This is a genomic window from Inquilinus sp. OTU3971 (assembly GCF_038440215.1).
Genome location: NZ_JASATH010000017.1, coordinates 23,780 through 45,324 on the forward strand (window position 1 = coordinate 23,780; position 21,545 = coordinate 45,324).

A 21,545-nucleotide genomic window follows, 5' to 3' on the forward strand; every position below is an offset into this window, starting at 1 on the left:
AGACGACCATGTATGCCTTCAACTACCACAAGGCCTCCTCCGCGGCCGACGCGGTGGCCAAGCTGACCGCCGCCTCGGACGGCAAGTTCCTGGCCGGCGGCATGACCCTGATCCCGACGCTGAAGCAGCGCCTGGCCTCGCCCTCCGACGTCGTCGACCTCGGCGGCGCGGCCGAGCTGAAGGGGATCAAGGAGGAGAATGGTGGCCTGACCATCGGCGCCATGACCACCCATGCGGCGGTTGCGGCTTCGGACGTGGTGCAGCGGGTGATCCCCGCCCTCGCCACCCTGGCCGGCGACATCGGCGACGCCCAGGTCCGCAACCGCGGCACCCTCGGCGGCTCGGTCGCCAACAACGATCCCAGCGCCGACTATCCCGCGGCGGTGCTGGCGCTCGGCGCCACGGTGCGCACCACCAAGCGCGAGATCGCAGCCGACGACTATTTCCAGGGCCTGTTCACCACGGCGCTGGCGGAAGACGAGCTGATCACCGCGATCCACTTCCCGAAGCCGGAGAAGGCGGCCTACATCAAGTTCGACAACCCGGCCAGCCGCTACGCCATGGTCGGGGTGTTCGTGGCGAAGACCGCGGGCGGCATCCGCGTCGCGGTCACCGGCGCCGGGTCGGACGGGGTGTTCCGCTGGGCCGAGGCCGAGCAGGCGCTGGCCGGCAATTTCTCCGCGGCGGCGCTGGACGGGCTGTCGGTCGATCCCGGCGGCATGAACGGCGACATCCACGGCTCGGCCGAATACCGGGCCCATCTGGTCAAGGTGATGGCCAAGCGGGCGGTCCAGGCCGCCGGCTGATCCTCGTGCTCCCGATGGACGGCCTGTCTCCGGGAGACGGGGGCAGGCCGTTGTCATATCCTGACGGGGTCACCGCGTGAGGGCGCCATGGCCACAATCAATGTGTCCCTACCGGACGCCGTGAAGGCATGGGCTGAAAGACAGGCCGAGAGCGGCCGCTATGGGAATGTCAGTGATTACATCCAGGAACTGATCCGCAAGGATCGGGAGCGAACAGAAGCGGTCGCCGCGATGCAAACCGCAATCACGGAGGGTGTCGCAAGCGGGGAACCCGCACCCCTCGACGCCGCAGCCTTCAAGCGTCGGATGCGCCGGCAGCGTGACATCGGGTGAAGCGGTCAGGCAGCGGCCGGTGAGATCGGATCGCCATCCTGAAGACGGCGGACATCTAAAGCCTGCTCTGCCCCCTTCCCGAAATCTCGCTCATATCCCATCCTGAACTGATGCTCGATCCCGACGAGATCATCTGCTGGCTGCTCGGGCCGGCGCGCGCCCTGCCCTCGCCGGCCCCGGTGCTGCAGGAGCTGGCCCAGCGCCTGGTCCGGGCCGGGTTCCCGCTGTGGCGGCTGAGCTTCCTGCTGCCGCAATTCCACCCCCTGATCAGCTCGGCGTCCTATGAATGGCGGCCGGCGTTGGGCCAAGTGCGCGAGATCCGGTTTGAGCGTGAGCGGGCGGACGGTCCGATCTATCACAACAGCCCGATGGGGCTGTTGCACCGCACCGGCCGGATGGTGCGCCGGCGGCTGGTCGGCCCCGAGGCGGATCTGGAATTCCCCCTGCTGCGGGAGCTGCACGACCAGGGCGCGGCGGACTATGTGCTGATGCCGATGCGCTTCGGCACCGACGAGCCGCGGACCACCGGCTTCAGCATGGTCTCGGACCATCCGGACGGATTCTCGGCCGACCAGATCGCCTTGGTGCAGCGCATCCTGCCCGCGCTCGGCGCCGTCTGCGAGATCATGATCGACCGGCAGAAGATGGCCCACCTGCTCGAGACCTATGTCGGGCGCGAGGCCAGCCGGCGGATCCTGGAGGGCGAGGTGGTCCGCGGCGGCGCCCGGTCGCTCGAGGCCGTGATCCTGTTCTGCGACATGCGCGGCTTCACCGCCCGGGCCGAGGCGACGCCGCGCGACGCGCTGCTGCAGCTGATGAACGAGTACTTCACCATCGTCGTCGGCGCGGTGCACGGCGCCGGCGGCGAGGTGCTGAAGTTCATGGGCGACGGCATCCTCGCCATCTTCCGCCTCGGCGACGGCGAGGCGGCGGAGGAGGCCTGTGCCCGCGGTCTGATCGGCGCGCTGGACGCCTTCGCCGGCCTCGACGCCATGAACGACCGCCGCCGCACCGAGGGGCTGGACGCGATCGACGCGGGGATCGCGCTGCATGTCGGCGAGGTGATCTTCGGCAATATCGGCGCGCCCGACCGGCTCGACTTCACCGTGGTCGGGCCGGAGGTGAACCGCGCGGCCCGGATCGAGCAGATGACCAAGCTGGTCGGCCGGCGGATCCTGACCTCGGCCCGCTTCGCCGAGCTGAGCCCGGTGCGCCTCGTTTCCGCCGGCAGTCGCCGGCTGCGCGGCGTGGCGCAGCCGCAGGAGCTGTTCACCCCGGCCGCCGAGCTGCGCGGCGAGAGGATCCCGGACGCGGCGTAGCCCGCCTCAGGAGAACAGCGAGCCGCCGTTGACCGCGACCGTCTGGCCGGTGATGTAGCCGTTGTCGACCAGCAGCATGACCGCCCGGGCGATCTCGTCCGCCGTGCCGCTGCGCCCGACCGGGATGCGGGCGGCAACTCCCGCCTCGATCAGCGGCTGGCCCATCTCGGTGTCGACCAGGCCCGGTGCCACGGCGTTGACCGTGACGCCCTCCGGCGCCAGCCGCAGGGCATAGCCGCGCGTCAGGCCTTCCAGCCCGGCCTTGGCGGCGGCATAGGCGATGCTGACCGAGCCGGAGCCGATGCGCGCGCCGATCGAGGAGATGTTGACGACCCGGCCCCAGCGCCGCGCCCGCATGCCCGGCAGGACGGCCTGGCTGCAGAGAAAGGCGGATTTCAGGTTGACCGCGATGGCGCGGTCAAAATCGTCTTCCGTGATGTCGTCGAGGCCGCGCACCGACGCCATGCCGGCATTGTTGACCAGGATGTCGATCGGGCCGAGGCGGTCCTCCACGTCGCGGATCATGCCTTGCACGGCGGCGCGGAGCGAGACGTCGGCACCGAAAGCGGCGGCGCGGCCACCGCTTGCTCGGATGGCTTCGGCGACGGCCTCCGCCTCCTGGCCGCGCTCGCGATAGTTCACGGCAACCGCCGCCCCGGCCCCGGCCAGCGCCAGGGCGACCGCCTTGCCAATGCCGCGTGAGCCGCCGGTGACCAGGGCCGCCCGGTTCTTCAAGTCAGTCATGCCGACCAGTCTAGCACCTGGACCTACCCGGCCGTCGAGCCGGTCACCGCCGCCAGCGCCCGCACCAGCCTGTCCAGGTCGGCCTCCCGCGTGAACAGAGCCGGTGTCACCCGGATGCACTGACCGGCGGCAACGCCGGCCCGCCGCACCGTCAGCACGCCATGGCTGTCGCGCAGCGTCGCCACGATCGCATCGTTGGCCGCCTTGTCGATCCGGCCCGCCAGGCGGAACGAGGTGATGGCGCCATAGCTGCCGGGCTCGTCCGGGGTCAGGATCTGGAGATCCTTGAAGCCCTTCACCCGGGACACCCAGTAGTCGCGCAGATAGCGCAGCCGCGCCTGCTTCCGCGCGGCGCCGATCTCCTGGTGCAGGGCGATCGCCTGCGGCACCGTCAGCATGGCGGCGAAGTTCACCGTGCCGGTGTGCACGCGGGAGCGGATATCGGCCTCCGGCCAGTCCTCGTCGCCCATGTCGCGGTCGATGTCGGCGATCCGGTTCTTCCGGATGTAGAGGAAGCCGACGCCGAGCGGCGCGCCGATCCATTTGTGCAGGTTGAAGCCGACGAAATCTGCGCCCAGGTCGGTCACCTGGAAGTCCATCTGCCCCCAGGAATGGGCGGCGTCGACGACCACGTCGACGCCGCGCGCCTTGGCCATGGCCGCGATCTCGGCGATCGGCATCACCAGCCCGGTGCGGTGGCTGATGTGGGTCAGCAGCAGCAGACGGGCCTTGGGGTTGGCGGCGAGGACCTGCGCATAGGCGTCCAGCACGGCCTAGCGCGTCGCCGGCTCCGGCAGCGCGAACTTCACCACCTCGACGCCGCGCCGGGCCTTCAGCGCGTTCATCGCATACTGCATCGAATCATAGTCGAGGTCGGAATAGATCACCGTATCGCCCGGCTGCAGCCGGTTGTAGTTGCCGATCAGCAGCTGCAGCGCCTCCGTGGCGCCACGGGTCAGGGCGATCTCCTCCGGCGCCGCGCCGACCGCCGCGGCCACGGCCTGGCGCACCTTCTCCAGATCCGCGCCCGACTTGGCCCGGGCATAGAAGGAATTGTCGCGGTTCACCATGTCGGTCAGGCGCAGATACTCGCGACGCACCGGCTCGGCCATGATGCCCCAGTAGCCGTTCTCCAGATTGGTGATCTCGCCGGTCACCGCATAGAGCTTGCGCACCTCGTCCCAATAGGCGGCGTTCCGGGCCAGGTCGGCCCCCTCGGGCGCGGCCGGCAGCACGGCGGCGTCGACGGTCCTTGCGCGGGTCAGCGCGGCCGCGGCGGCCAGGCCGCCGACCAGCGTCCGGCGGCGGATCGCGAAGGCAGTGTCGATCATCGGTCTCTCTCCTCTTCGAGACCGCGGAAGGAACCATGCTGGCGGCGACGAATTGACGACGGGTCGATGACAACCGCGTGACGCCCCGCGGCAGCGGTGGCACTGGCCCCTGCCCGTCCATGCCCGTATCCTGCCGGAAAATTGGGATTCGTCCGATGAACGCTCTGCCTGCCTCCGTCGAGGAGACCCTCGCCCTGTTGTCGCGCGGCGACTATGTCGCCGACCGGCCGCTGGCGACCGCGCTGTTCCTGGCCCTGCGGCTGAAGCGGCCGCTGTTCCTGGAGGGCGAGGCCGGGGTCGGCAAGACCGAGATCGCCAAGGTGCTGGCGGCGACGCTGGGCCGCCGCCTGGTGCGGCTGCAATGCTATGAAGGGCTCGACATCGCCGCCGCGGTCTATGAGTGGAACTACCAGCGCCAGATGCTGGAGATCCGCCTGGCCGAGGCCGGCGGCGTGCAGGACCGCGACCAGCTGGCGAGCGACATCTTCGCCGAGCGCTTCCTGATCCGCCGGCCGCTGCTGCAGGCGCTGGAGCCGGATGTCGCCGGCCCGGCGGTGCTGCTGATCGACGAGCTGGACCGCACCGACGAGCCGTTCGAGGCCTTCCTGCTGGAGGTGCTATCCGACTTCCAGGTGACGATCCCGGAGCTCGGCACCATCAGGGCCGCCGAGCCGCCGATCGTCATCGTCACCTCGAACCGCACCCGCGAGATCCACGACGCGCTGAAGCGCCGCTGCTTCTACCATTGGGTCGACTATCCGAATGCGGAGCGCGAGCGCGCCATCCTGCACGCCAAGGCCCCGGGCACGCCGGAGGCGCTGAGCGCCCAGATCGTCGCCTTCGTCCAGAAGCTGCGCCGGATGGACCTGTTCAAGCATCCGGGCGTGGCCGAGACGCTGGACTGGGCGCAGGCGCTGACCGAGCTGGACGTGCTGGAGCTGGACCCCGACGTGGTGCGCGACACGCTCGGCACCATCCTGAAGTACCAGGACGACATCGAGCGTATCCAGGGCGCCGAGGCGGCACGTCTGCTGTCGGAGATGCGGGCAGAGATCAACGCCGCGGCTGCCGCCGCGGTGACCATGCCGGTATGAGCGACGGCGGCTTCGCCCCGATCCGGACCGACCGCCTGGTCCTGCGGCGCATCGCGGCGCGGGATGCCGGGGCGTTCCGCGCCTATCGCGACGATCCAGAGGTCGCGCGCTGGCAGGGCTGGGACGGCTGCAGCCGGGAGGAGGCCGAGGCCTTCGTCGCCGGGATGGAGGTGGCCTCCTACGGCCTGCCGGGGCAGTGGTTCCAGATCGCCGTGGCCGGCCGGACGGACGACCGGCTGCTCGGCGACATCGGCATCCACGTCCTGGCCGGGGAGCCGCGGCTGGTCGAGCTGGGCGTCACCTTCGCCGGGGGCGCCCAGGGGCGCGGCCATGCCACCGAGGCGCTGGACGCGCTGATCCGCCGCCTGTTCACGGAGGAGGCCCGGCACCGGCTGCAGGCGTCGATCGACCCGCGAAACACCCGCTCGATCGCCCTGTTCGAGCGGCTGGGCTTCCGGCGCGAGGCGTATTTCCGGCGCTCGATCTGGGCCAAGGGCGAATGGTGCGACGACGTCGTCTACGCCCTGATCGCCGAGGAGTGGAGCGGCCGCCATGGCTGATCCCGCCCCGGCGGAGAGCGGCCGCCTCGCCCTCAACGTCATGCAGTTCTGTCGTGCCTTGCGGGCTGCCGGCCTGCCGGTCGGGCCCGGCCGCACCCTGGCGGCGCTGGAGGCGCTGGAGACGGTCGGCATCGCCAGCCGGCAGGATGTCTACTGGGCGCTGCATGCGACCCTGGTGAACCGGCGCGACCAGCGCGAGATCTTCGACCAGGCCTTCCACCTGTTCTGGCGCAACCCGGACATGCTGAAGCGCGCCATGACGCTGATGCTGCCGCAGATTCGCACCGGCAAGGAGGAGGAGCGCGCGGTCAACCGTCGGGTCGCCGAGGCCTTCGCCGACCGCAACCAGCCCGGCCGCGGCGAGGCGCCCGACGATGCCGAGGAACCGCCGGAGCTGGAGGTCGACGCCAGCCTGACCTTCTCCGAGCGCGAGAAGCTGCAGCACAAGGATTTCGAGCAGATGAGCGCCGAGGAGCTGGCCCGCGCCCGAGCCGCCATCGCGCGCTTCCGCCTGCCGGTGCGCGACGTGCCGACCCGGCGCTATGCCCCGCACCATTCGACGCCGCTGGTCGACATGCGCCAGACCTTGCGCCAGTCGCTGCGCGCCGGCGGCCATTCCATCGACCTGGCACGGCGCATCCGCCGCAAACGCCCGCCGCCGCTGGTGGTGCTGTGCGACATCTCCGGCTCGATGAGCCAGTATTCGCGCATGCTGCTGCATTTCCTGCATGCGGTGACGACCGAGCGCGACCGGGTGCACAGCTTCGTCTTCGGCACCCGGCTGACCAACATCACCCGGCAGCTGCGCCGCCGCGACGTCGACGACGCGCTCGACCGCGTCGGCCGGGCGGCGCTGGACTGGGGCGGCGGCACCCGCATCGGCGCCTGCCTGGCCGAGTTCAATCGGGTCTGGGGCCGCCGCGTGCTGGGCCAGGGCGCAGTGGTGATCCTGATCACCGACGGGCTTGATCGCGACGCCGGCGACCGGCTGGAGGACGAGATCGACCGGCTGCATCGAAGCTGCCGCCGGCTGATCTGGCTGAACCCCCTGTTGCGTTGGGACGGCTATGCGCCAAGATCTATGGGGGCGCGCGCCATGATGCCGCATGTCGACGAGTTCCGACCGGTCCACAGCCTGGCCAGCCTGGCCGCGCTGGTGGATGTGCTGGCCGAGGACCCGATGCGCGGCGACCGGCGCATGGCCAGGTGGCGGCATCTTGCTGCCGCCCAGCAGGAGATGGTGCAATGACCGATCATGACGATGTGCTGGCCCAGGCCTCGGCATGGGCCGCCGAAGGTCGCCCGGTGGCGCTGGCCACCGTGGTCTCGACCTGGGGCTCCTCGCCCCGCCCGGCCGGCAGCCAGCTGGTGATCGACGGCGACGGCCGGATGCAGGGCTCGGTCTCCGGCGGCTGCATCGAGGGCGCCGTGGTGCGCGAGGCGTTGGAGGTGATGCAGGACGGCAAGCCGCGCCTGCTCGATTTCGGCGTCACCGACCAGCAGGCCTGGGACGTCGGCCTGGCCTGCGGCGGCAAGGTCCAGGTCTTCGTCGAGCGGCTGTCGTGAAGCGCGAGATCCTCGATGCGCTGCAGGCGGCCCGGGCCGGGCACCGGACCGCCGCGCTGGTCACCGATCTGGCCAGCGGCGCCCAGGCCCTGGTGGTCGACGACACGGTGCTGGGCGACCTGCCGGTCGACAAGACGCTGCAGAGCGCGATCGAGGAGGCGGTCCGGCACAATCGCAGCCGCACCGCCGCGGACGGCAAGTTGTTCATCCAGGCCTTCGTGCCGCCACTGCGGCTGGCGATCATCGGCGCCGTCCACATCGCCCAGGCGTTGGCGCCGATGGCGGCGCTGGCCGGCTACGACGTCACCGTGATCGACCCGCGCCGCGCCTTCGCCTCGGACGAACGCTTCCCGGGCGTCAAGGTCAGCACCGAATGGCCGGATGACGGCCTCGCCGCGCTGAAGCCGGATGGCCGCACCGCGGTCGTCACCCTGACCCACGACCCCAAGCTGGACGACCCGGCGCTCGACGTGGCGCTGCGCTCCCCGGCCTTCTACATCGCCGCGCTCGGCAGCCGTAAGACGCATGCCGGGCGGATCGAGCGGCTGACCGCGCGCGGCCACGGCGCCAACGCGCTGGCCCGGATCCACGGGCCAGCCGGCCTTGCCCTCGGCGCCGTCTCCCCGGCCGAGATCGCGATCTCGGTGATGGCGCAGATGATCGCGGTGCTGCACGGCGCCGGACCGCACGGAAAGGCCCCCGCGTGATCTTCGGCTCCCTGCCTGTCGCCGAGGCCGCAGGCGCCATCCTGGCCCACACCGTCGCCGCTGCCGGCACGCTGTTCCGCAAGGGCCGGCGGCTGAGCGAGGCCGACATCGCGGCGCTCAAGGCCGCCGGCGTCGAGGAGGTGCAGGCGGCGCGGCTGGAGCGCGGCGACATCCATGAGGACCAGGCGGCCGAGCGGGTCGCCGCCGCCGTGCAGGGGCCTGGGCTGAGCGCCAGCGCCGCCTTCACCGGCCGGGTGAACCTCTATGCCGAGGGGGCCGGTATCGTGGTGATCGACCGCGAGCGGATCGACCGGCTGAACCGGCTGGACGAATCGATCACCATCGCCACCCTGCCGGAATGGGCCGAGGTCGCGCCGAAGCAGATGGTGGCGACCATCAAGATCATCCCCTTCGCCGCGCCGACCGACGCGGTGTCGCTGGTCGAGGTGATGTCGGTGCTGCCGGAGCGCGGGCCGGCGCTGCGCCTGGCGCGCTACCGGCAGCTGAAGGTCGGGCTGATCCAGACCAGGCTGCCGACCACCAAGCCGAGCGTGCTGGACAAGACCGCCCAGGTGACGATGGAGCGGCTGGCCCGGCTGGGCGGCACGCTGGCGCGCGAGCGCCGGTCGGACCACAAGGCGCCGGCCCTGACCAGCGAGATCCGCATGGTGCAGAATCTCGGCCTCGACCTGCTGCTGATCGCCGGCGCCTCGGCCATCACCGACCGGCGCGACGTGCTGCCGGCGGCAATCGAGGCCTCGGGCGGCATCGTCGAGCATTTCGGCATGCCGGTCGACCCAGGCAACCTGATCCTGATGGGCCGCATCGGCGCCATGCCGGTGCTGGGCCTGCCCGGTTGCGCCCGCTCGCCCAAGCTGAACGGCTTCGACTGGGTGCTGCAGCGCATCGCGGCGGGACTCACCGTCACCCGCCTCGATGTCATGGCGATGGGCGTCGGCGGCCTGCTGGCCGAGATCCCCAGCCGCCCCCTGCCCCGCGACCGCGCCGCCGACGGCAATGGCATGCCACATGCGCCGAATGTCGGCGTGGTCGTGCTGGCCGCCGGCCAGTCGCGCCGCATGGGCGAGCTGAACAAGCTGCTGGCCCCGGTCGAGGGCAAGCCGATGCTGGCGCATGCGGTCGACGCCGTGCTGGCCACCAAGGGCATCGGCCCGGTCGTCGTCGTCACCGGCCATGAGCGCGAGCAGGTCGAGGCGGCGCTGGCCGACCGGCCGGTCACCTTCACCGCCAATCCGCGCTATGCCGAGGGCCTCAGCACCTCCCTCGCCGCCGGACTGGCGGCGCTGCCGCACGAGACCGACGCCGCGCTGGTCTGCCTCGGCGACATGCCGCGGATCAGCCCGCGGTTGATCGAGCGCCTGGTCGCCGCCTACGCGCCGACGGAGGGCCGCTCGATCGTGGTGCCGACCCATCAGGGCAAGCGCGGCAACCCGGTGCTGTGGGACCGCCGCTTCTTCCCGGCCATGGCGTCGGTCGCCGGCGATGTCGGCGCCCGCCACCTGATCGGCGAGCATGCCGACGAGATGGTCGAGATCGAGGCCGGCGACACCGCCGTGCTGTTCGACGTCGACACGCCCGAGACGCTGTCGACCCTGACCGCCGCCAAGGTACCGACGCGATGATCGATGCCCTCTACGACCAGGCGATCCTGCAGAAGGCGCGGGCCGCGACCGGCGCCGGACGCCTGCCCGAGCCGGACGGGTCGGCGATGATCGACAACCCTCTCTGCGGCGACCGGGTGACCATCGACCTGACCCTGGTGGACGGCAAGGTGGCGACGCTGGGCCATCTGGTGCGCGGCTGCGTGCTGTGCGAGGCATCGGCCGCGCTGATCGCCGAGCAGGCGATCGGCCAGGCCCCGGCGGCGCTGCGCCAGACGGCCGCTGCGATCAAGCCGATGCTGCGCGAGGGCGCGGCTCCGCCCTGGCCGGAATTGGAGATCTTCACCCCGGTCCGCGCCGTGCGCAGCCGGCACGACTGCGTCGAGCTGCCGTTCCGGGCCCTCGCCGCGGCGCTGGACAAGGCGGGCGCTTGACCCCGGACGGCGTCGGGCACACTTAGGTTTTTCTCCGCCCGGCACTGCAGCAGATCGATGAAATCCTCCGACGCCCACATCCTCATGGTCCCAGGCCTGGCCTCGCCGGACGAGAGCCATTGGCAGTCGCGCTGGCAGTCGCGGCTCAAGACCGCGCGCTGGGTCGGCAGCGCCGACGACCCCGCGGACCGGGACAGCCGGGTCGAGGCCCTGGCCGCCGCGGTCGACGCCGCCGACAAGCCGGTCGTGCTGATCGCCCACGGCCTGGGCGTGCTGGCCGTCGCCTTTGCCGCCGCGCGGCTGAACGGCCGCGTCGCCGGGGCGCTGCTGGTGGCGCCGGCGGACCCGGCCGGCGCGCCCGGCTACGAGGACGTGCCGCGCGACCCGCTGCCCTTCCCGTCCCTGCTGGTCGCCAGCGCCAGCGACCCGCGCTGCGCCCTGGCCGTGGCCGACGACCTCGCGGCTGCCTGGGGCAGCCAGTTCGTCGATGCCGGCGACGCCGGCGGCCTCGACGGTGCCAGCGGCCACGGCCCCTGGCCGGAAGGCCTGACCCGCTTCGCCATGCTGATGGCGCGGCTGTGACGCTGTGCGCTGCGTCGAATTGTCTTACTTATTGATCGTATCTCTGCTGGCTGTATAGACGAACAGGCTCGGAGGCCCAGGGCCTACCTCAGACACAGCCACGAGCAACCAGATGACGATCCTGCCGGCCGCCGCAATCGCGGCGCAGACCGACCAGACGGCGAGCCGATACGACCGGACCACCATCGCCCTGCACTGGCTGACCGCCGGGCTGGTGGTCACGCTCTTCCTGCTGGCCGAGGGCTGGGGCTTCGTCCCGCGCGACATCCGCAAAGCCGGCCAATCGCTCCACATCTCCCTCGGCATCCTGCTGGCCGCCGTGCTGGTCACACGCCTGCTCTGGCGCGGCAGCGCGGGACGGCGCCTGCCGCCGGCGAACGCCGGCCTGCTGCACTGGGCGGCCAGTGCAGCCCATCTGGCCCTCTACGCGCTGCTGGCGGCGCAGGCGACGCTCGGCTTCCTGTTCCGCTGGGCGCAGGGCGAGCCGTTCCAGTTCTTCGGCCTGTTCGACGTGCCGCCGGCCTTCGCGCCCGACCATGACCTGGCGCAGACGATCGGCGGGCTGCACGACACCGTCGCCTGGACCATCATCGCCCTGGCCGGTCTGCACGCCGCCGCGGCGCTGATCCATCACTACGCGCTGCGCGACGGCGTGCTGCGCCGGATGCTGCCGGGCTGATGCCTCGTAAGCGCTTTGCGTAGGTGGGGCACGCCCCCCATCAGTGCCGCGTCGGAGACCTCCCATCGCGGCGATCTGCGGATGTCGCCCGTGTTGAGGGTGATGTGCCAGAGATGAACCATATGGCGCCTGTCGCGGTGCAGCCGGTTGTCTCGGCCGGGATAGTCCAACCGGCCTCAGAGTACGAAATCCGTCGTGGTCAGGGCGTGGTCGGAATAGACGTTGACGATCGAATCCGGCGTCTTATCTCCGGTGGTGTCGAGATAGAGGCCCTGGTGACCGCCCCCGAAGTCGACGACCCGCACTTGCCCGGGCTGACCGGTGAAGTTGCCGGTGCCGAAGGCAAAGGCGGTGTCGCCGTTGGCGGCGTTGCCGTCCGCATCGATCGCCGACAGGTCGATGCGATCGCCGGTCCCGAAGTCGGCGATCGTGTCCTTGCCCGAGGCGGCCACGGTGCTGGCGCCGATGCTGGTACAGACGAAGCTGTCATTGCCGGCACCGCCTTTGAGCAGGTCCGCCCCCACCCCGCCGGTGAGGACGTCACTCCCGGCCCCGCCCCACAGCGCGTTGACGCCGGCATCGCCGGTCAGCGTATCGTCGGCGCCCGAGCCGATCGCCTGCTCGATGCCGCTGAGCGTGTCGCCCGCGGCATCGCCGCCGGACACGGCGCCGGTCGCGAGGTTCACCGATACGCCGGCGGAGGAGCCGGCGTAGCTGACGGTATCGATGCCGGCGCCGCCGGTCAGCGTGTCAGACCCGGCCGCTCCTTCGAGAATATCGTTCTCGGCGGCGCCGTCGAGCTGATCGTCGCCGGCGCCGCCATAGAGAAGGTCGTCGCCAGCTTCGCCAAAGACGGTGTCGTTCTCGCTGCCGGCATCGACGGAATCATTGCCGATACCGCCACGGGTGGTGTCGACGCCGGCGCCGCCGACGAGCCGGTCGCTGCCGTCGCCGCCGTCGAGGTTGTCGTTGCCAGCCTCGCCCGAGAGGGAGTCGTCGCCGCCGTTCCCCGTGATCGCGTCGTTGCCGAGCTCGCCGCCAACGATGTTGCGGCTGTTGCTGCCGGTCAGGCCGTCGTCCCGGCTCGAACCGTACAGGTTCTCGATCTCAGTCAGCGCGTCGCCCTGGGCATCGCCGCCGGAGGCGGTGTTGGCGAGCAGGTTGACCGTCACCGCGGCCGTGGAGCCCTGGAAGTTGGCGAAATCCGAGCCGCCGCCGCCGTCGAGCCTGTCGGGGCCTGCGCCGCCGCGGAGCGTGTCGTTACCACCGAGCCCACCGAGCGTGTTATTGCCGGGGCCGCCGATCACGGTGTCGTTCAAGCTGCCGCCATTCACATTTTCGATGCCGACATAGATATCTCCTTCAGCATCGCTCCCTCTTCCAACGCCGGTGGCCAAGTCGATCGTGACGGCACCAGGCGAAGAGGAGGAGACCACCGTGTCTGTGCCGGGCCCGCCATTGAACATGTCGGCGCCCCCGAGACCCTGAAGGATGTCGTCGCCTGCCTGACCGACGATCGTATCGTCGTCATCCGTGCCCAGAAGGTTATCGTCACCTGGGGTTCCAGTGATGGCAGCCATGCTGAATTCCCTCCGCCTGAATGAGGAGTGCCGCTAGGCGTCACGGAGCCGGGCGAGCCGAGGTGAATGGAGGACAGCCTGCAGACCGGACACGGTCATGTCGGACCGGCAGCCGCCATCCGACGAGATCGGTTCTCCCTGCTCGCCACTCCAGGAATAGACATGCGATTTATGGGAGGGAAGTCCAGTGGCAACATCACAATAGTGCGATATGAATGTGTCTGGGAGGTTCGTCATAACTGTAAATCTGCACTGCCCACTCCGGAGTCCTTACAAAAGATGTTCGGAGGCGTCCGACATCTGAATGTCTGACTCACAAAGTGGAGGGATGTCTGGCGAGGCGTTTGGGGGCGCACCACGAAAGTGATCCTCGCGGCCTTGCGCCGGCTGTTCGACGACGCGCTGGCGCGGACCAGCGCCAAGGGCAAGCTCGCCGTGGCGATCCGCTATTCCACCACGCGCTTGGCGGCGCTGACGCGCTACACCAGCAACGGCTGGCTGGAGATCTGCAACGATGCTGCCGAGCGCGCCTCCCGGATGCCTACGATCCATTCTTGTCGCCACCCCCTATTGTGCGACTATTTTCCGTTTCGACCTCACTTGCGTCCAGGCGAGGCCTGCCCATCGGACTGCTTGTTCATTGCCGAACCAGGAGGGCAATGAGGCAAGCCTGATGGGAAAAGGAGTCTAGGCTCAAGCGTTGCCACTGCAATTGCGATCATGCGACACTCGTCGCCATGAGGCTGGTCTGGTTTCCCATCAAGTTGCTGCTCGGCGCGGCGACAGTGGTCGGGGCCGCGGCCCTAGGCTCCGGGCTGGGCGCGATCGGCGGACTCTGCTGCGCCCGGCTATGTCGCGCGGGACGTCCACTCGCGGGAACCGCGACCAACCGCCGCCCGACTGACCCGGGCGCCGGGGCGGGTTGAGGCGGCAGGCAAAGAGCCACCTAGGAGCGAGACCATGCATACGAAATTCATTGCCGGGCCACTGGCCCTGGCGGTTCTGCTCGGAGGTCTCATGGCCAGCCCGCATGCGCTGGCGGCGTCGATCGAGAAAAAGCCGTTCGGCACGACGCCAGACGGCGCGGCGGTCGAACTCTACACGCTCACCAACGGCAAGATGAGTGTCAATATCCTCACCTACGGCGGGATCGTCCATGCGATCAATGTTCCCGACCGGGACGGCAAGCTGGGCAACATCGCGCTGGGCTTCGCCAAGCTCGACGACTATCTCACCAAGAACCCCTATTTCGGCACCATCACCGGGCGCTATGCCAACCGCATCGCCAAGGGTGCCTTCATGCTCGACGGCCAGACCTACAAGCTGGCCGCGAACAATGGGCCGAATGCGCTTCACGGCGGCCTCGCGGGCTTCGACAAGAAGGTCTGGAAGGCGAAGGAGATTCAGGGTGCGGATGGCGTCGGCCTCGAACTGACCTACACCAGCCCCGATGGAGAGGAGGGCTATCCGGGGACGCTGACCGCCAAGGTGACCTACATGGTGACCGGCAACAGCGAGCTCAGGATCGACTACGAGGCAACGACCGACAAGCCGACGATCGTCAATCTCACCAACCACACCTATTTCAATCTTGCGGGCGAGGGCTCGGGCAGCATTCTCGACCACGAGCTCATGCTCAACGCCTCGGCCGTCACCCCTGTCGACGCGACCCTCATTCCCACTGGCGAGATCGCCAAGGTCGCCGGCGGGCCGATGGACTTCACCATCCCAACTCCGATCGGCGCCCGCATCCGCAACGACGACCAGCAGCTCGTGTTCGGGCGCGGCTACGACCACAACTGGGTGCTCGACAAGCCGAGTGTCGGGGCGCTGAGTCTGGCTGCCCGGGTCCGCGAGCCGACGACGGGCCGCGTCATGGAAATCTCGACGACCGAGCCCGGCATCCAGTTCTATACCGGCAATTTCCTCGACGCGTCACTCGTGGGCACGAGCGGCGGGATGTACCGCCAGTCGGACGGTTTCTGCCTGGAGACCCAGCATTTCCCAGACTCACCCAACCATCCGGAATTCCCCTCGACCGTCCTGAAGCCCGGTGACGTCTACAAGTCGACAACCGTCCACCGCTTCACGACCGACCGAGACTGAGCGACATCACTGGTTCTCCAGCGCACGCCGCCGAGATTGTCGACGCTGCGCCCGTGCCACGCGGCGGCGGTCTCCGGCCGGCGCTGGAAGCCGCGACGCGCAAGGCGGTCCCGCCCTTCGGCACCTCAACCCTTCGCCGCGTCGAACTCCTTGACCAGCCGCTTCGGCGCGGCCTCGCGCCAGCGCCGGAGCAGCAGGGCTTCGACCGCCCGCGGGTCGGCCTTCGGCAGGCGCATCAGCACGATCGGCCAGTCCTGGTAATGCGGGGTGACGTGGAACACCTCGGGCTCGGCCTCGATCAGCATCTCGCGCTCGTCGGAGCCGACGCCCGGCACCACCAGCGTCTCGCCATCCTCGCGCAGCCGGGTCAGCAGCTTGCCCTTCACCTTCAGCGCCGGCGTGCCGTAGGAGGTCGACCGTTCGACGCCGGGCCAGGCCAGGGCAATGGCGCAGACATCGTCGAAGGTCATCGCCACCCTCCTCGTCAGGCCGCCCGCTGGGCCTCCGCCCGCGCGGCCCGCACCATCTCCATCCAGCGCAGCCCGAGCTGGCGGGCGAACCGGGCCGAGGCCGGCAGCTCGTTGGTCAGCTGGTCGCGATAGCTGGCGAAGAAGTCCGGAAACTGGTCGCGCGTCCACTCCGAGAAGGCATCGACCCAGCCTTCGACGATGTGGTCCGTGACCTCGATATGGAATTGCAGCCCGTACAGGCCCGGGCCGGCGGTGAAGGCCTGGTTCTGGCACACCGCGTTGGTCGCCAGCAGCGTCGCCCCCTGCGGCAGGTCGAAGGTGTCGTAATGCCAGTGCATCAGCCGCGGCAGGGGCCCGAGGCCGCGCAGCAGCGGATCGGCCGCGGCCGCTTCGGTCGCCTCGATCGCGGTGAAGCCGACCTCCGGCGTGTGGTGGCGGCGCACCGTCCCGCCCAAAGCGCGGGCCAGCAGCTGGCCGCCGAGGCAGATGCCCAGCACCGGCTTGCCGGCCTCGGCGAAGGCGCGGATCACCGCCATCTGCGCCGGCAGATGCGGATGCGCGACATCGTCGGCCGCATGCTGGACGCCGCCCAGCACCAGCAGCCCGTCATGGCCGGAGGCGTCCGCCGGCAGGGCGTCGCCATGCTCCGGGAACCGCACCTCCTCGGCCCCACCGGCCTCGGCGATCGCCGCGCCGATCGCGCCGGATGGCGAGATGTCGTTGTTCTGCAGCGTCAGGATCTTCACGGCGTCACTCCGCTGGCTACTCCGCAGGCAGGCTACGGTCCGGCCGGCGGCATCGCCAAATGCCGAGAATGCGGGGCGGCCCCGGCGTCAGAGCCCAGGCTCTCAGAGGGCGTCCTGGATCATGAATTTGAGGTACGCGGCCTTCAGCAGCCAGCGCCGGTGGGCGCCGAGCGGGAAGCGCGTCGGCGGCGTCGCCATCAGCGCCGGGATGCCGACACCCGGCACCGGGCCGCCGGTCATGGCATGGGCGACGGCACGGCCGGCCCAGCCGGCGCTGGCCACCCCGTTGCCGTGATAGGCCAGGGCGTACCAGACGCCGGGATCGTCCGGCACCTGCCCCAGCATGGGCGTCAGATTGGCCGACAGACACACCAGGCCGGACCAGAAATGCGTGGTCTCGACGCCGCGCCAGGCGGGATAGGCGATGCCGATCCGGCCCTCCAGCCAGCGCCGATACTGCGCCGACGCCTCCGGGCTGCCCCAGGTGCCGCCGCGGGCGCCCAGCAGCAGGCGCCCGTCCGTCAGCAGCCGGAAGTAGAACAGCAGGTTGCGGGTGTCGGACAGCGGCGTCCCGGTGGTCCAGCCCTGGGCGGTGCGCTCCACCTCGGTCAGCGGCCGGGTGACGACGATGTTGGACAGGGCCGGCAGGAAGGTGCCCGCCAGATACGGATGCAGCCCGTCGGTGGTGTAGCCGTTGGTGGCGATCAGCACCCGCTTCGTCCGCAGCGAGCCGCCCGGCGTGACCAGCCGGTGCCCGCCGCCCTCCCGCTGCCAGCCGGTGACGCGGCTGCGGTCATGGATCCTCGCCCCGCGCGCCAGGGCGGCGCGGGTCAGGCCGCGATGGTATTTCAGCGGATGCAGGCCGAATCCGGCGGCATGGTGCAGCGCGCCATGCGCCTCCGGCCCGGCATGGCCGCGCTCGCGCAGCTCGTCCCGGCTCCACAGCGTCGAGGTCAGGCCGGAGACCTCGCGGTCCCAACGCGCATCCTCCTCCAGCTCGCGCACCCGGCTCGGCTTATGGGCGACGCTGATGACGCCGTCGCCCTGGCGGTCGAGCTCGATGGCCTCGTCCCGGGCCAGCGCCGCCACCAGCTCGGTCGCCTCGACCTGGGCGGCGTAGTAGCGGCGGACCTCGTCGCGGCCGACCCGCTTCAGCATCGCCGGGCCGGACAGCTTGGCGGCGCCGACGCAGTTGAAGCCGCCGTTGCGGCCGGAGGCGCCCCAGCCGATCGGCCCCGCCTCCAGCACCCGGACGTCGACACCGAGGTCGCGGGCCAGGTGCAGCGCCGCCGACAGGCCGGTGTAGCCGCCGCCGATCACGGCGATGTCGCAGGCCTCGTCGCCGGCCAGCGGCACGCAGCCCTCGGGTGCCGGGCCGGCGGTGTCCTCCCAGTAGCTCGGCACGGTGCGAGAGGTGTCGGCGGTGGCCGGATGATAGAAGCTGTCCTGGGTCATCCGATCCGCTCACTTGTCACCGCCTTGAAACGCGGCGGAGGATGACACCGGGCCGCGGGCCGGTCCATTCTGGCACGACCATCCGGAGGGAGATCCAGCCATGCAGGGCCCGTCGCGCCGCCAGGTCATGCTCGCCACCGTGTTCGCTGCCGCCCCGCTGCCCGGATGGGCGGCGGCCGCGCCGCTGCGCCTGACCTTCCTGCACGTCAATGACGTCTATGAGATCGGCCCGGTGCGCGGCCAGGGCGGCTTCGGCCAGCTGGCCACCCTGCTGAAGCAGGCCCGCGCCGAGAACCCGCACAGCATCACCACCTTCGGCGGCGACACGTTGTCGCCCTCGGTGATGTCGGGCCTGACCAAGGGCTCGCAGATGATCGACCTGTTCAACGCCGTCGGCGTCGACTACGCGGTCTGGGGCAACCATGAGTTCGACTACGGGCCGGAGCTGGCGTCGCAGCGGATCGGCGAATCGAAATTCCCCTGGCTTGGCGCCAATGTCCTGGGCAGGGACGGCAAGCCGTTCGGCGGCGGCGTCGCCACCGCCACCCGCAAGGTCGGCGACTACACCGTGGGCTTCCTCGGCATCCTGACGCCGGACACGGCGGTGCTGTCGAGCCCCGGCCCGGACATCAGCTTCCCCGACATCATCGCCACGGCGAAGCAGGCGGTCGAGGCGCTGAAGGCCGAGGGCGCCAACATCCTGGTGGCGCTGACCCATCTCGGCATCGCCCAGGACCGGCAGCTGGCGCAGTCGGTCAAGGGGCTGCACCTGGTGCTGGGCGGGCACGACCACGACCCGATCATGTTCTACGAGAACAACGTCCTGATCTTCAAAGCCGGCTACGATTCGCACTATCTCGGCGTGGTCGAGCTGGAGATTTCGAGCCGCGACACCAAGGACGGGCCGGTGCTCGCCGTGCTGCCGAGCTGGGAGGTGCGCCCGACCGCGGGGGTCGAGCCGGACCCGGAGATCCAGGGCAAGGTCGACGCCTTCAACAAGGCGCTGGACGAAGCGCTGGGCATCGTTATCGGCACCACCTCGGTCGAGCTGGACAGCCAGCGCGGCGCGGTGCGCACCGAGGAGACGACGATGGGCAACCTGATCGCCGACGGGGTGCGCTGGGGCACCACGGGCGCGCAGATCGCCATCATCAATGGCGGTGGCGTCCGCGGTGACCGGCTGATCGCCGCCGGCACCCAGCTGACGCGCAAGGACATCCTGACCGAGCTGCCCTTCGGCAACGTCGCGGTGCTGCTGGAACTCACCGGCGCCGAGATCCGCGCGGCGCTGGAGAACGGCGTGTCCCAGGTCGAGGCCGTCGCCGGCCGTTTCCCCCAGGTCTCCGGCCTCGCCTTCGTCTGGGACCCGGCCAAGCCGGTGGGCAGCCGCATCATCTCGGTCACGGTCGACGGCAAGCCGCTGGACGATGCCATGGTCTACCGCGTCGCCACCAACGACTACATGGCCGGCGGCGGCGACGGCTATGCCGCCTTCACCAAGGGCAAGGTACTGGTCGACGCCTCGGCCGCGCGGCTGATGGCGACGGTGGTGATGGACTACGTCACCGCGATGAAGACGGTGGCGCCGAAGATCGACGGCCGCATCCGGCGGGCCTCATGACCCTCGACGCCGAGGGCACGGCCCCGCCGGTCCTGGGGCTGGCGCTCGGCGGCGGCATCGCCCGCGGCTGGGCCCATATCGGGGTGCTGCGGGCGCTCGACGCCGCCGGCATCCGGCCGCAGGTGGTGTGCGGCACCTCGGTCGGCGCCCTGGCCGGCGCCGCCCATCTCTCCGGCCGGCTCGACATGCTCGAAGCCTGGGCCCGCGGGCTGGACCGGAAGCGGATGGTGTCCTATCTCGATTTCGGCCTCGGCCTGCCCGCCCTGATCAGCGGCCGCAAGCTGGGGCGGCTCCTGGACCAGAGCTTCGGCGACCTGCGGGTCGAGGATCTCGGCGTGCCCTTCGGCGCCGTCTGCGTCGACCTGTTCACCGGCCACGAGGTCTGCCTGCGCGAGGGCCGGGTGTCGGAGGTGCTCCAGGCCTCCTATGCCCTGCCCGGCGTGTTCCCGCCGCGGCACATCGGCCGCCACATGCTGGTCGACGGGGCGCTGGTCAACCCGGTGCCGGTCTCGGTCTGCCGCGCTCTCGGGGCCGAGGTGGTGATCGCGGTCAACCTCAACGGCGACATCATGGGCCGCACCCGGGTGCCGGAGGGCGGCTATGCCCGCATCGCCGGCTTCGACATCCTCGAGCTGATGCCGGGCGGCATGCTGCTGGGCGGCATCAACGGCGTCGCCCGCAAGCTGTTCCGACGCGACCCGGACATGCCGAGCCTGTTCGGGGTGATGATGGCCTCGCTCAACATCATCCTCGACCGCATGGGCCGCATCCGCCTGGCGGCGGAGCCGCCGGACGTGGCGATCGACCCCAGGCTCGGCCATATCGGCGCCGCCGAGTTCGACCGCGCGGCCGAGTTGATCGACCTCGGCTACGCCGCGGCGGAGGCGGCGATCCCCGACATCCACGAGGCGCTGCGCGTCACCTCCTACGGGCTCGGCCCCGAGGCGCCGGCCCCGGCCGCGAAGTAGCGGCTGGGCGGCGCGCCCAGCAGGCGCTTGAACATCGTGGTGAAGGCGGCGGCGCTGTCATAGCCGAGGTCGAGGGCCACGGTCGTCACCGCCTCGCCCGCCGCCAGCCGCGGCAGGGCCGCGAACAGGCAGGCCTGCTGTCGCCAGGCGGAGAGACTCAATCCGGTCTCCTGCCGGAACAGCCGGGTGAAGGCGCGGCGGCTCATGCCCAGCGCGCCGCACCAGTCGTCGATCGTGTCGTGCGGCGTCGGCCCCTCCAGGAACCGCCGGCAGCGCGCCGCCAGCGCCGCATGGCCCGGCAGCGGCAGGTTCAGCGGCAGCACCGGCATGCGTGCGATCTCCTGCAGGATCAGCGCCATGACCAGCCCGTCGCGGCCATCGAGGTCGTATTCCACCGGCAGGTCGACCGCCTCGATCAGCAGGCTGCGCATCAGCGCCGACACGCCGACCACCCGGCATTCCACCGGCAGGCCGGGGATGGCGTCGGCCTCGACATAGACGCTGCGCATGCTGACCGCGCCGATCGGCTGCACGTCATGGGTGATGCCGCCCGGAATCCACACGGCGCGCTCCGGCGGCACCACCCAGCGTCCCTGCTCGGTCCGGACCAGCAGCACGCCGTTGCTGCCATACAGCAGCTGCGACCGCCGGTGCCGGTGCGGCAGGATCGCGTAATTCGCCGGATAGTCGTTGCCGATGGCGACGACGGGGCGAGGCGTGGCCTCGAATTCGGGCGGGGTAGCGTTGCGGACCATGGCCCACTCTCGAAGATAAAAGACCAAACCACGAAAGCAGGGCATTGCGAAAGGCGTATCTTTGCCC

General features: G+C 70.4%; 21 protein-coding genes and 2 pseudogenes. 16 read left to right on the forward strand and 7 right to left on the reverse strand.

Annotation, left to right across the window (positions count from 1 at the left end; translation table 11 throughout):
• The first annotated feature begins 8 nt into the window (after positions 1–8).
• The 3 genes from AAHM41_RS06580 (at position 9) to AAHM41_RS06590 (ending at position 2,458) form a co-directional block, all read left to right on the forward strand.
• Positions 9–806 carry an FAD binding domain-containing protein gene (locus AAHM41_RS06580; RefSeq protein ID WP_342235723.1) on the forward strand — a complete coding sequence of 266 codons (798 nt, stop codon included), beginning with the start codon at positions 9–11 and terminating at the stop codon, positions 804–806.
• An 87-nt stretch (positions 807–893) separates the two neighbouring features.
• Entirely contained in the window at positions 894–1,139 is a 246-nt protein-coding gene (locus AAHM41_RS06585; protein ID WP_342235724.1) for a type II toxin-antitoxin system ParD family antitoxin, read from the forward strand.
• Positions 1,140–1,249: 110 nt separating this feature from the next.
• Positions 1,250–2,458 (forward strand): adenylate/guanylate cyclase domain-containing protein, encoded by a 1,209-nt coding sequence (locus AAHM41_RS06590; protein ID WP_342235725.1) that lies wholly within the window; start codon positions 1,250–1,252, stop codon positions 2,456–2,458.
• A gap of 6 nt (positions 2,459–2,464) precedes the next feature.
• On the opposite strand, the gene AAHM41_RS06595 is transcribed toward AAHM41_RS06590, so the two are convergent.
• Together AAHM41_RS06595 and AAHM41_RS06600 are read right to left on the reverse strand one after the other, a co-directional pair.
• Complete coding sequence (locus tag AAHM41_RS06595) at positions 2,465–3,202, reverse strand: SDR family NAD(P)-dependent oxidoreductase (protein ID WP_342235726.1); 738 nt, start codon at positions 3,200–3,202, stop codon at positions 2,465–2,467.
• A 23-nt stretch (positions 3,203–3,225) separates the two neighbouring features.
• Positions 3,226–4,533: pseudogene (locus AAHM41_RS06600) on the reverse strand (aminotransferase class V-fold PLP-dependent enzyme).
• 155 nt (positions 4,534–4,688) lie between these two features.
• Here AAHM41_RS06600 and AAHM41_RS06605 point away from each other — a divergent pair.
• The 9 genes from AAHM41_RS06605 (at position 4,689) to AAHM41_RS06645 (ending at position 11,777) form a co-directional block, all read left to right on the forward strand.
• Complete coding sequence (locus AAHM41_RS06605; RefSeq protein WP_342235727.1) at positions 4,689–5,627, forward strand: AAA family ATPase; 939 nt, start codon at positions 4,689–4,691, stop codon at positions 5,625–5,627.
• On the forward strand, positions 5,624–6,187 hold the full coding sequence (locus AAHM41_RS06610) for a GNAT family N-acetyltransferase (protein ID WP_342235728.1): 564 nt from the start codon (positions 5,624–5,626) through the stop codon (positions 6,185–6,187). Before AAHM41_RS06605 ends, AAHM41_RS06610 begins: the two co-directional genes overlap by 4 nt.
• Positions 6,180–7,436, forward strand: coding sequence for a vWA domain-containing protein (locus AAHM41_RS06615; protein WP_342235729.1), 1,257 nt, complete (start codon positions 6,180–6,182; stop codon positions 7,434–7,436). Before AAHM41_RS06610 ends, AAHM41_RS06615 begins: the two co-directional genes overlap by 8 nt.
• A complete protein-coding gene (locus AAHM41_RS06620) occupies positions 7,433–7,753 on the forward strand; it encodes an XdhC family protein (RefSeq protein WP_342235730.1) in 321 nt (106 codons plus the stop codon). Before AAHM41_RS06615 ends, AAHM41_RS06620 begins: the two co-directional genes overlap by 4 nt.
• The gene (locus AAHM41_RS06625; RefSeq protein ID WP_342235731.1) at positions 7,750–8,460 is read left to right on the forward strand and encodes an XdhC family protein; all 711 of its coding nucleotides are present in this window, start codon (positions 7,750–7,752) and stop codon (positions 8,458–8,460) included. The genes AAHM41_RS06620 and AAHM41_RS06625 overlap by 4 nt, the downstream gene beginning before the upstream one ends.
• Complete coding sequence (locus AAHM41_RS06630; RefSeq protein WP_342235732.1) at positions 8,457–10,103, forward strand: molybdopterin-binding/glycosyltransferase family 2 protein; 1,647 nt, start codon at positions 8,457–8,459, stop codon at positions 10,101–10,103. Before AAHM41_RS06625 ends, AAHM41_RS06630 begins: the two co-directional genes overlap by 4 nt.
• On the forward strand, positions 10,100–10,516 hold the full coding sequence (locus tag AAHM41_RS06635) for an iron-sulfur cluster assembly scaffold protein (RefSeq protein ID WP_342235733.1): 417 nt from the start codon (positions 10,100–10,102) through the stop codon (positions 10,514–10,516). Before AAHM41_RS06630 ends, AAHM41_RS06635 begins: the two co-directional genes overlap by 4 nt.
• Before the next feature lie 57 nt (positions 10,517–10,573).
• Complete coding sequence (locus AAHM41_RS06640; protein WP_342235734.1) at positions 10,574–11,098, forward strand: RBBP9/YdeN family alpha/beta hydrolase; 525 nt, start codon at positions 10,574–10,576, stop codon at positions 11,096–11,098.
• A gap of 112 nt (positions 11,099–11,210) precedes the next feature.
• A complete protein-coding gene (locus AAHM41_RS06645) occupies positions 11,211–11,777 on the forward strand; it encodes a cytochrome b (RefSeq protein WP_342235735.1) in 567 nt (188 codons plus the stop codon).
• Positions 11,778–11,953: 176 nt separating this feature from the next.
• On the opposite strand, the gene AAHM41_RS06650 is transcribed toward AAHM41_RS06645, so the two are convergent.
• On the reverse strand, positions 11,954–13,357 hold the full coding sequence (locus AAHM41_RS06650) for a calcium-binding protein (RefSeq protein WP_342235736.1): 1,404 nt from the start codon (positions 13,355–13,357) through the stop codon (positions 11,954–11,956).
• 357 nt (positions 13,358–13,714) lie between these two features.
• On the opposite strand from AAHM41_RS06650, the pseudogene AAHM41_RS40595 reads away from it, so the two are divergent.
• Both AAHM41_RS40595 and AAHM41_RS06660 read left to right on the forward strand, forming a co-directional pair.
• Positions 13,715–14,020, forward strand: a pseudogene (locus AAHM41_RS40595) (IS66 family transposase); the annotation flags it as partial.
• A 297-nt stretch (positions 14,021–14,317) separates the two neighbouring features.
• A complete protein-coding gene (locus AAHM41_RS06660; RefSeq protein WP_342235737.1) occupies positions 14,318–15,463 on the forward strand; it encodes an aldose epimerase family protein in 1,146 nt (381 codons plus the stop codon).
• Positions 15,464–15,588: 125 nt separating this feature from the next.
• Here AAHM41_RS06660 and AAHM41_RS06665 read toward each other — a convergent pair whose 3' ends face one another.
• The 3 genes from AAHM41_RS06665 to AAHM41_RS06675 all read right to left on the reverse strand — a co-directional run bounded on the left by AAHM41_RS06665 (position 15,589) and on the right by AAHM41_RS06675 (position 18,134).
• Positions 15,589–15,933 (reverse strand): MmcQ/YjbR family DNA-binding protein, encoded by a 345-nt coding sequence (locus tag AAHM41_RS06665; protein WP_342235738.1) that lies wholly within the window; start codon positions 15,931–15,933, stop codon positions 15,589–15,591.
• A 14-nt stretch (positions 15,934–15,947) separates the two neighbouring features.
• Positions 15,948–16,679, reverse strand: coding sequence for a type 1 glutamine amidotransferase (locus AAHM41_RS06670; protein WP_342235739.1), 732 nt, complete (start codon positions 16,677–16,679; stop codon positions 15,948–15,950).
• Between the two features lie 102 nt (positions 16,680–16,781).
• On the reverse strand, positions 16,782–18,134 hold the full coding sequence (locus AAHM41_RS06675) for an NAD(P)/FAD-dependent oxidoreductase (RefSeq protein ID WP_342235740.1): 1,353 nt from the start codon (positions 18,132–18,134) through the stop codon (positions 16,782–16,784).
• A 100-nt stretch (positions 18,135–18,234) separates the two neighbouring features.
• On the opposite strand from AAHM41_RS06675, the gene AAHM41_RS06680 reads away from it, so the two are divergent.
• Entirely contained in the window at positions 18,235–19,755 is a 1,521-nt protein-coding gene (locus AAHM41_RS06680) for a bifunctional metallophosphatase/5'-nucleotidase (RefSeq protein ID WP_342235741.1), read from the forward strand.
• The gene (locus AAHM41_RS06685; protein WP_342235742.1) at positions 19,752–20,723 is read left to right on the forward strand and encodes a patatin-like phospholipase family protein; all 972 of its coding nucleotides are present in this window, start codon (positions 19,752–19,754) and stop codon (positions 20,721–20,723) included. Before AAHM41_RS06680 ends, AAHM41_RS06685 begins: the two co-directional genes overlap by 4 nt.
• On the opposite strand, the gene AAHM41_RS06690 is transcribed toward AAHM41_RS06685, so the two are convergent.
• Positions 20,681–21,478, reverse strand: a complete 798-nt coding sequence (locus AAHM41_RS06690) for an AraC family transcriptional regulator (RefSeq protein WP_342235743.1) — start codon at positions 21,476–21,478, stop codon at positions 20,681–20,683. The two genes, AAHM41_RS06685 and AAHM41_RS06690, sit on opposite strands and share 43 nt — an antisense overlap.
• Positions 21,479–21,545: the final 67 nt, after the last annotated feature.

Excerpts from the sequence above, each read along its gene's own strand:
- AAHM41_RS06580 (WP_342235723.1), top strand. The coding sequence starts at position 9 with ATGTATGCCTTCAACTACCACAAGGCCTCCTCCGCGGCCGACGCGGTG.
- AAHM41_RS06585 (WP_342235724.1), top strand. The coding sequence starts at position 894 with ATGGCCACAATCAATGTGTCCCTACCGGACGCCGTGAAGGCATGGGCT.
- AAHM41_RS06590 (WP_342235725.1), top strand. The coding sequence starts at position 1,250 with ATGCTCGATCCCGACGAGATCATCTGCTGGCTGCTCGGGCCGGCGCGC.
- AAHM41_RS06595 (WP_342235726.1), bottom strand. The coding sequence starts at position 3,202 with ATGACTGACTTGAAGAACCGGGCGGCCCTGGTCACCGGCGGCTCACGC.
- AAHM41_RS06605 (WP_342235727.1), top strand. The coding sequence starts at position 4,689 with ATGAACGCTCTGCCTGCCTCCGTCGAGGAGACCCTCGCCCTGTTGTCG.
- AAHM41_RS06610 (WP_342235728.1), top strand. The coding sequence starts at position 5,624 with ATGAGCGACGGCGGCTTCGCCCCGATCCGGACCGACCGCCTGGTCCTG.
- AAHM41_RS06615 (WP_342235729.1), top strand. The coding sequence starts at position 6,180 with ATGGCTGATCCCGCCCCGGCGGAGAGCGGCCGCCTCGCCCTCAACGTC.
- AAHM41_RS06620 (WP_342235730.1), top strand. The coding sequence starts at position 7,433 with ATGACCGATCATGACGATGTGCTGGCCCAGGCCTCGGCATGGGCCGCC.
- AAHM41_RS06635 (WP_342235733.1), top strand. The coding sequence starts at position 10,100 with ATGATCGATGCCCTCTACGACCAGGCGATCCTGCAGAAGGCGCGGGCC.
- AAHM41_RS06640 (WP_342235734.1), top strand. The coding sequence starts at position 10,574 with ATGAAATCCTCCGACGCCCACATCCTCATGGTCCCAGGCCTGGCCTCG.
- AAHM41_RS06645 (WP_342235735.1), top strand. The coding sequence starts at position 11,211 with ATGACGATCCTGCCGGCCGCCGCAATCGCGGCGCAGACCGACCAGACG.
- AAHM41_RS06650 (WP_342235736.1), bottom strand. The coding sequence starts at position 13,357 with ATGGCTGCCATCACTGGAACCCCAGGTGACGATAACCTTCTGGGCACG.
- AAHM41_RS06660 (WP_342235737.1), top strand. The coding sequence starts at position 14,318 with ATGCATACGAAATTCATTGCCGGGCCACTGGCCCTGGCGGTTCTGCTC.
- AAHM41_RS06665 (WP_342235738.1), bottom strand. The coding sequence starts at position 15,933 with ATGACCTTCGACGATGTCTGCGCCATTGCCCTGGCCTGGCCCGGCGTC.
- AAHM41_RS06675 (WP_342235740.1), bottom strand. The coding sequence starts at position 18,134 with ATGACCCAGGACAGCTTCTATCATCCGGCCACCGCCGACACCTCTCGC.
- AAHM41_RS06680 (WP_342235741.1), top strand. The coding sequence starts at position 18,235 with ATGCAGGGCCCGTCGCGCCGCCAGGTCATGCTCGCCACCGTGTTCGCT.
- AAHM41_RS06685 (WP_342235742.1), top strand. The coding sequence starts at position 19,752 with ATGACCCTCGACGCCGAGGGCACGGCCCCGCCGGTCCTGGGGCTGGCG.
- AAHM41_RS06690 (WP_342235743.1), bottom strand. The coding sequence starts at position 21,478 with ATGGTCCGCAACGCTACCCCGCCCGAATTCGAGGCCACGCCTCGCCCC.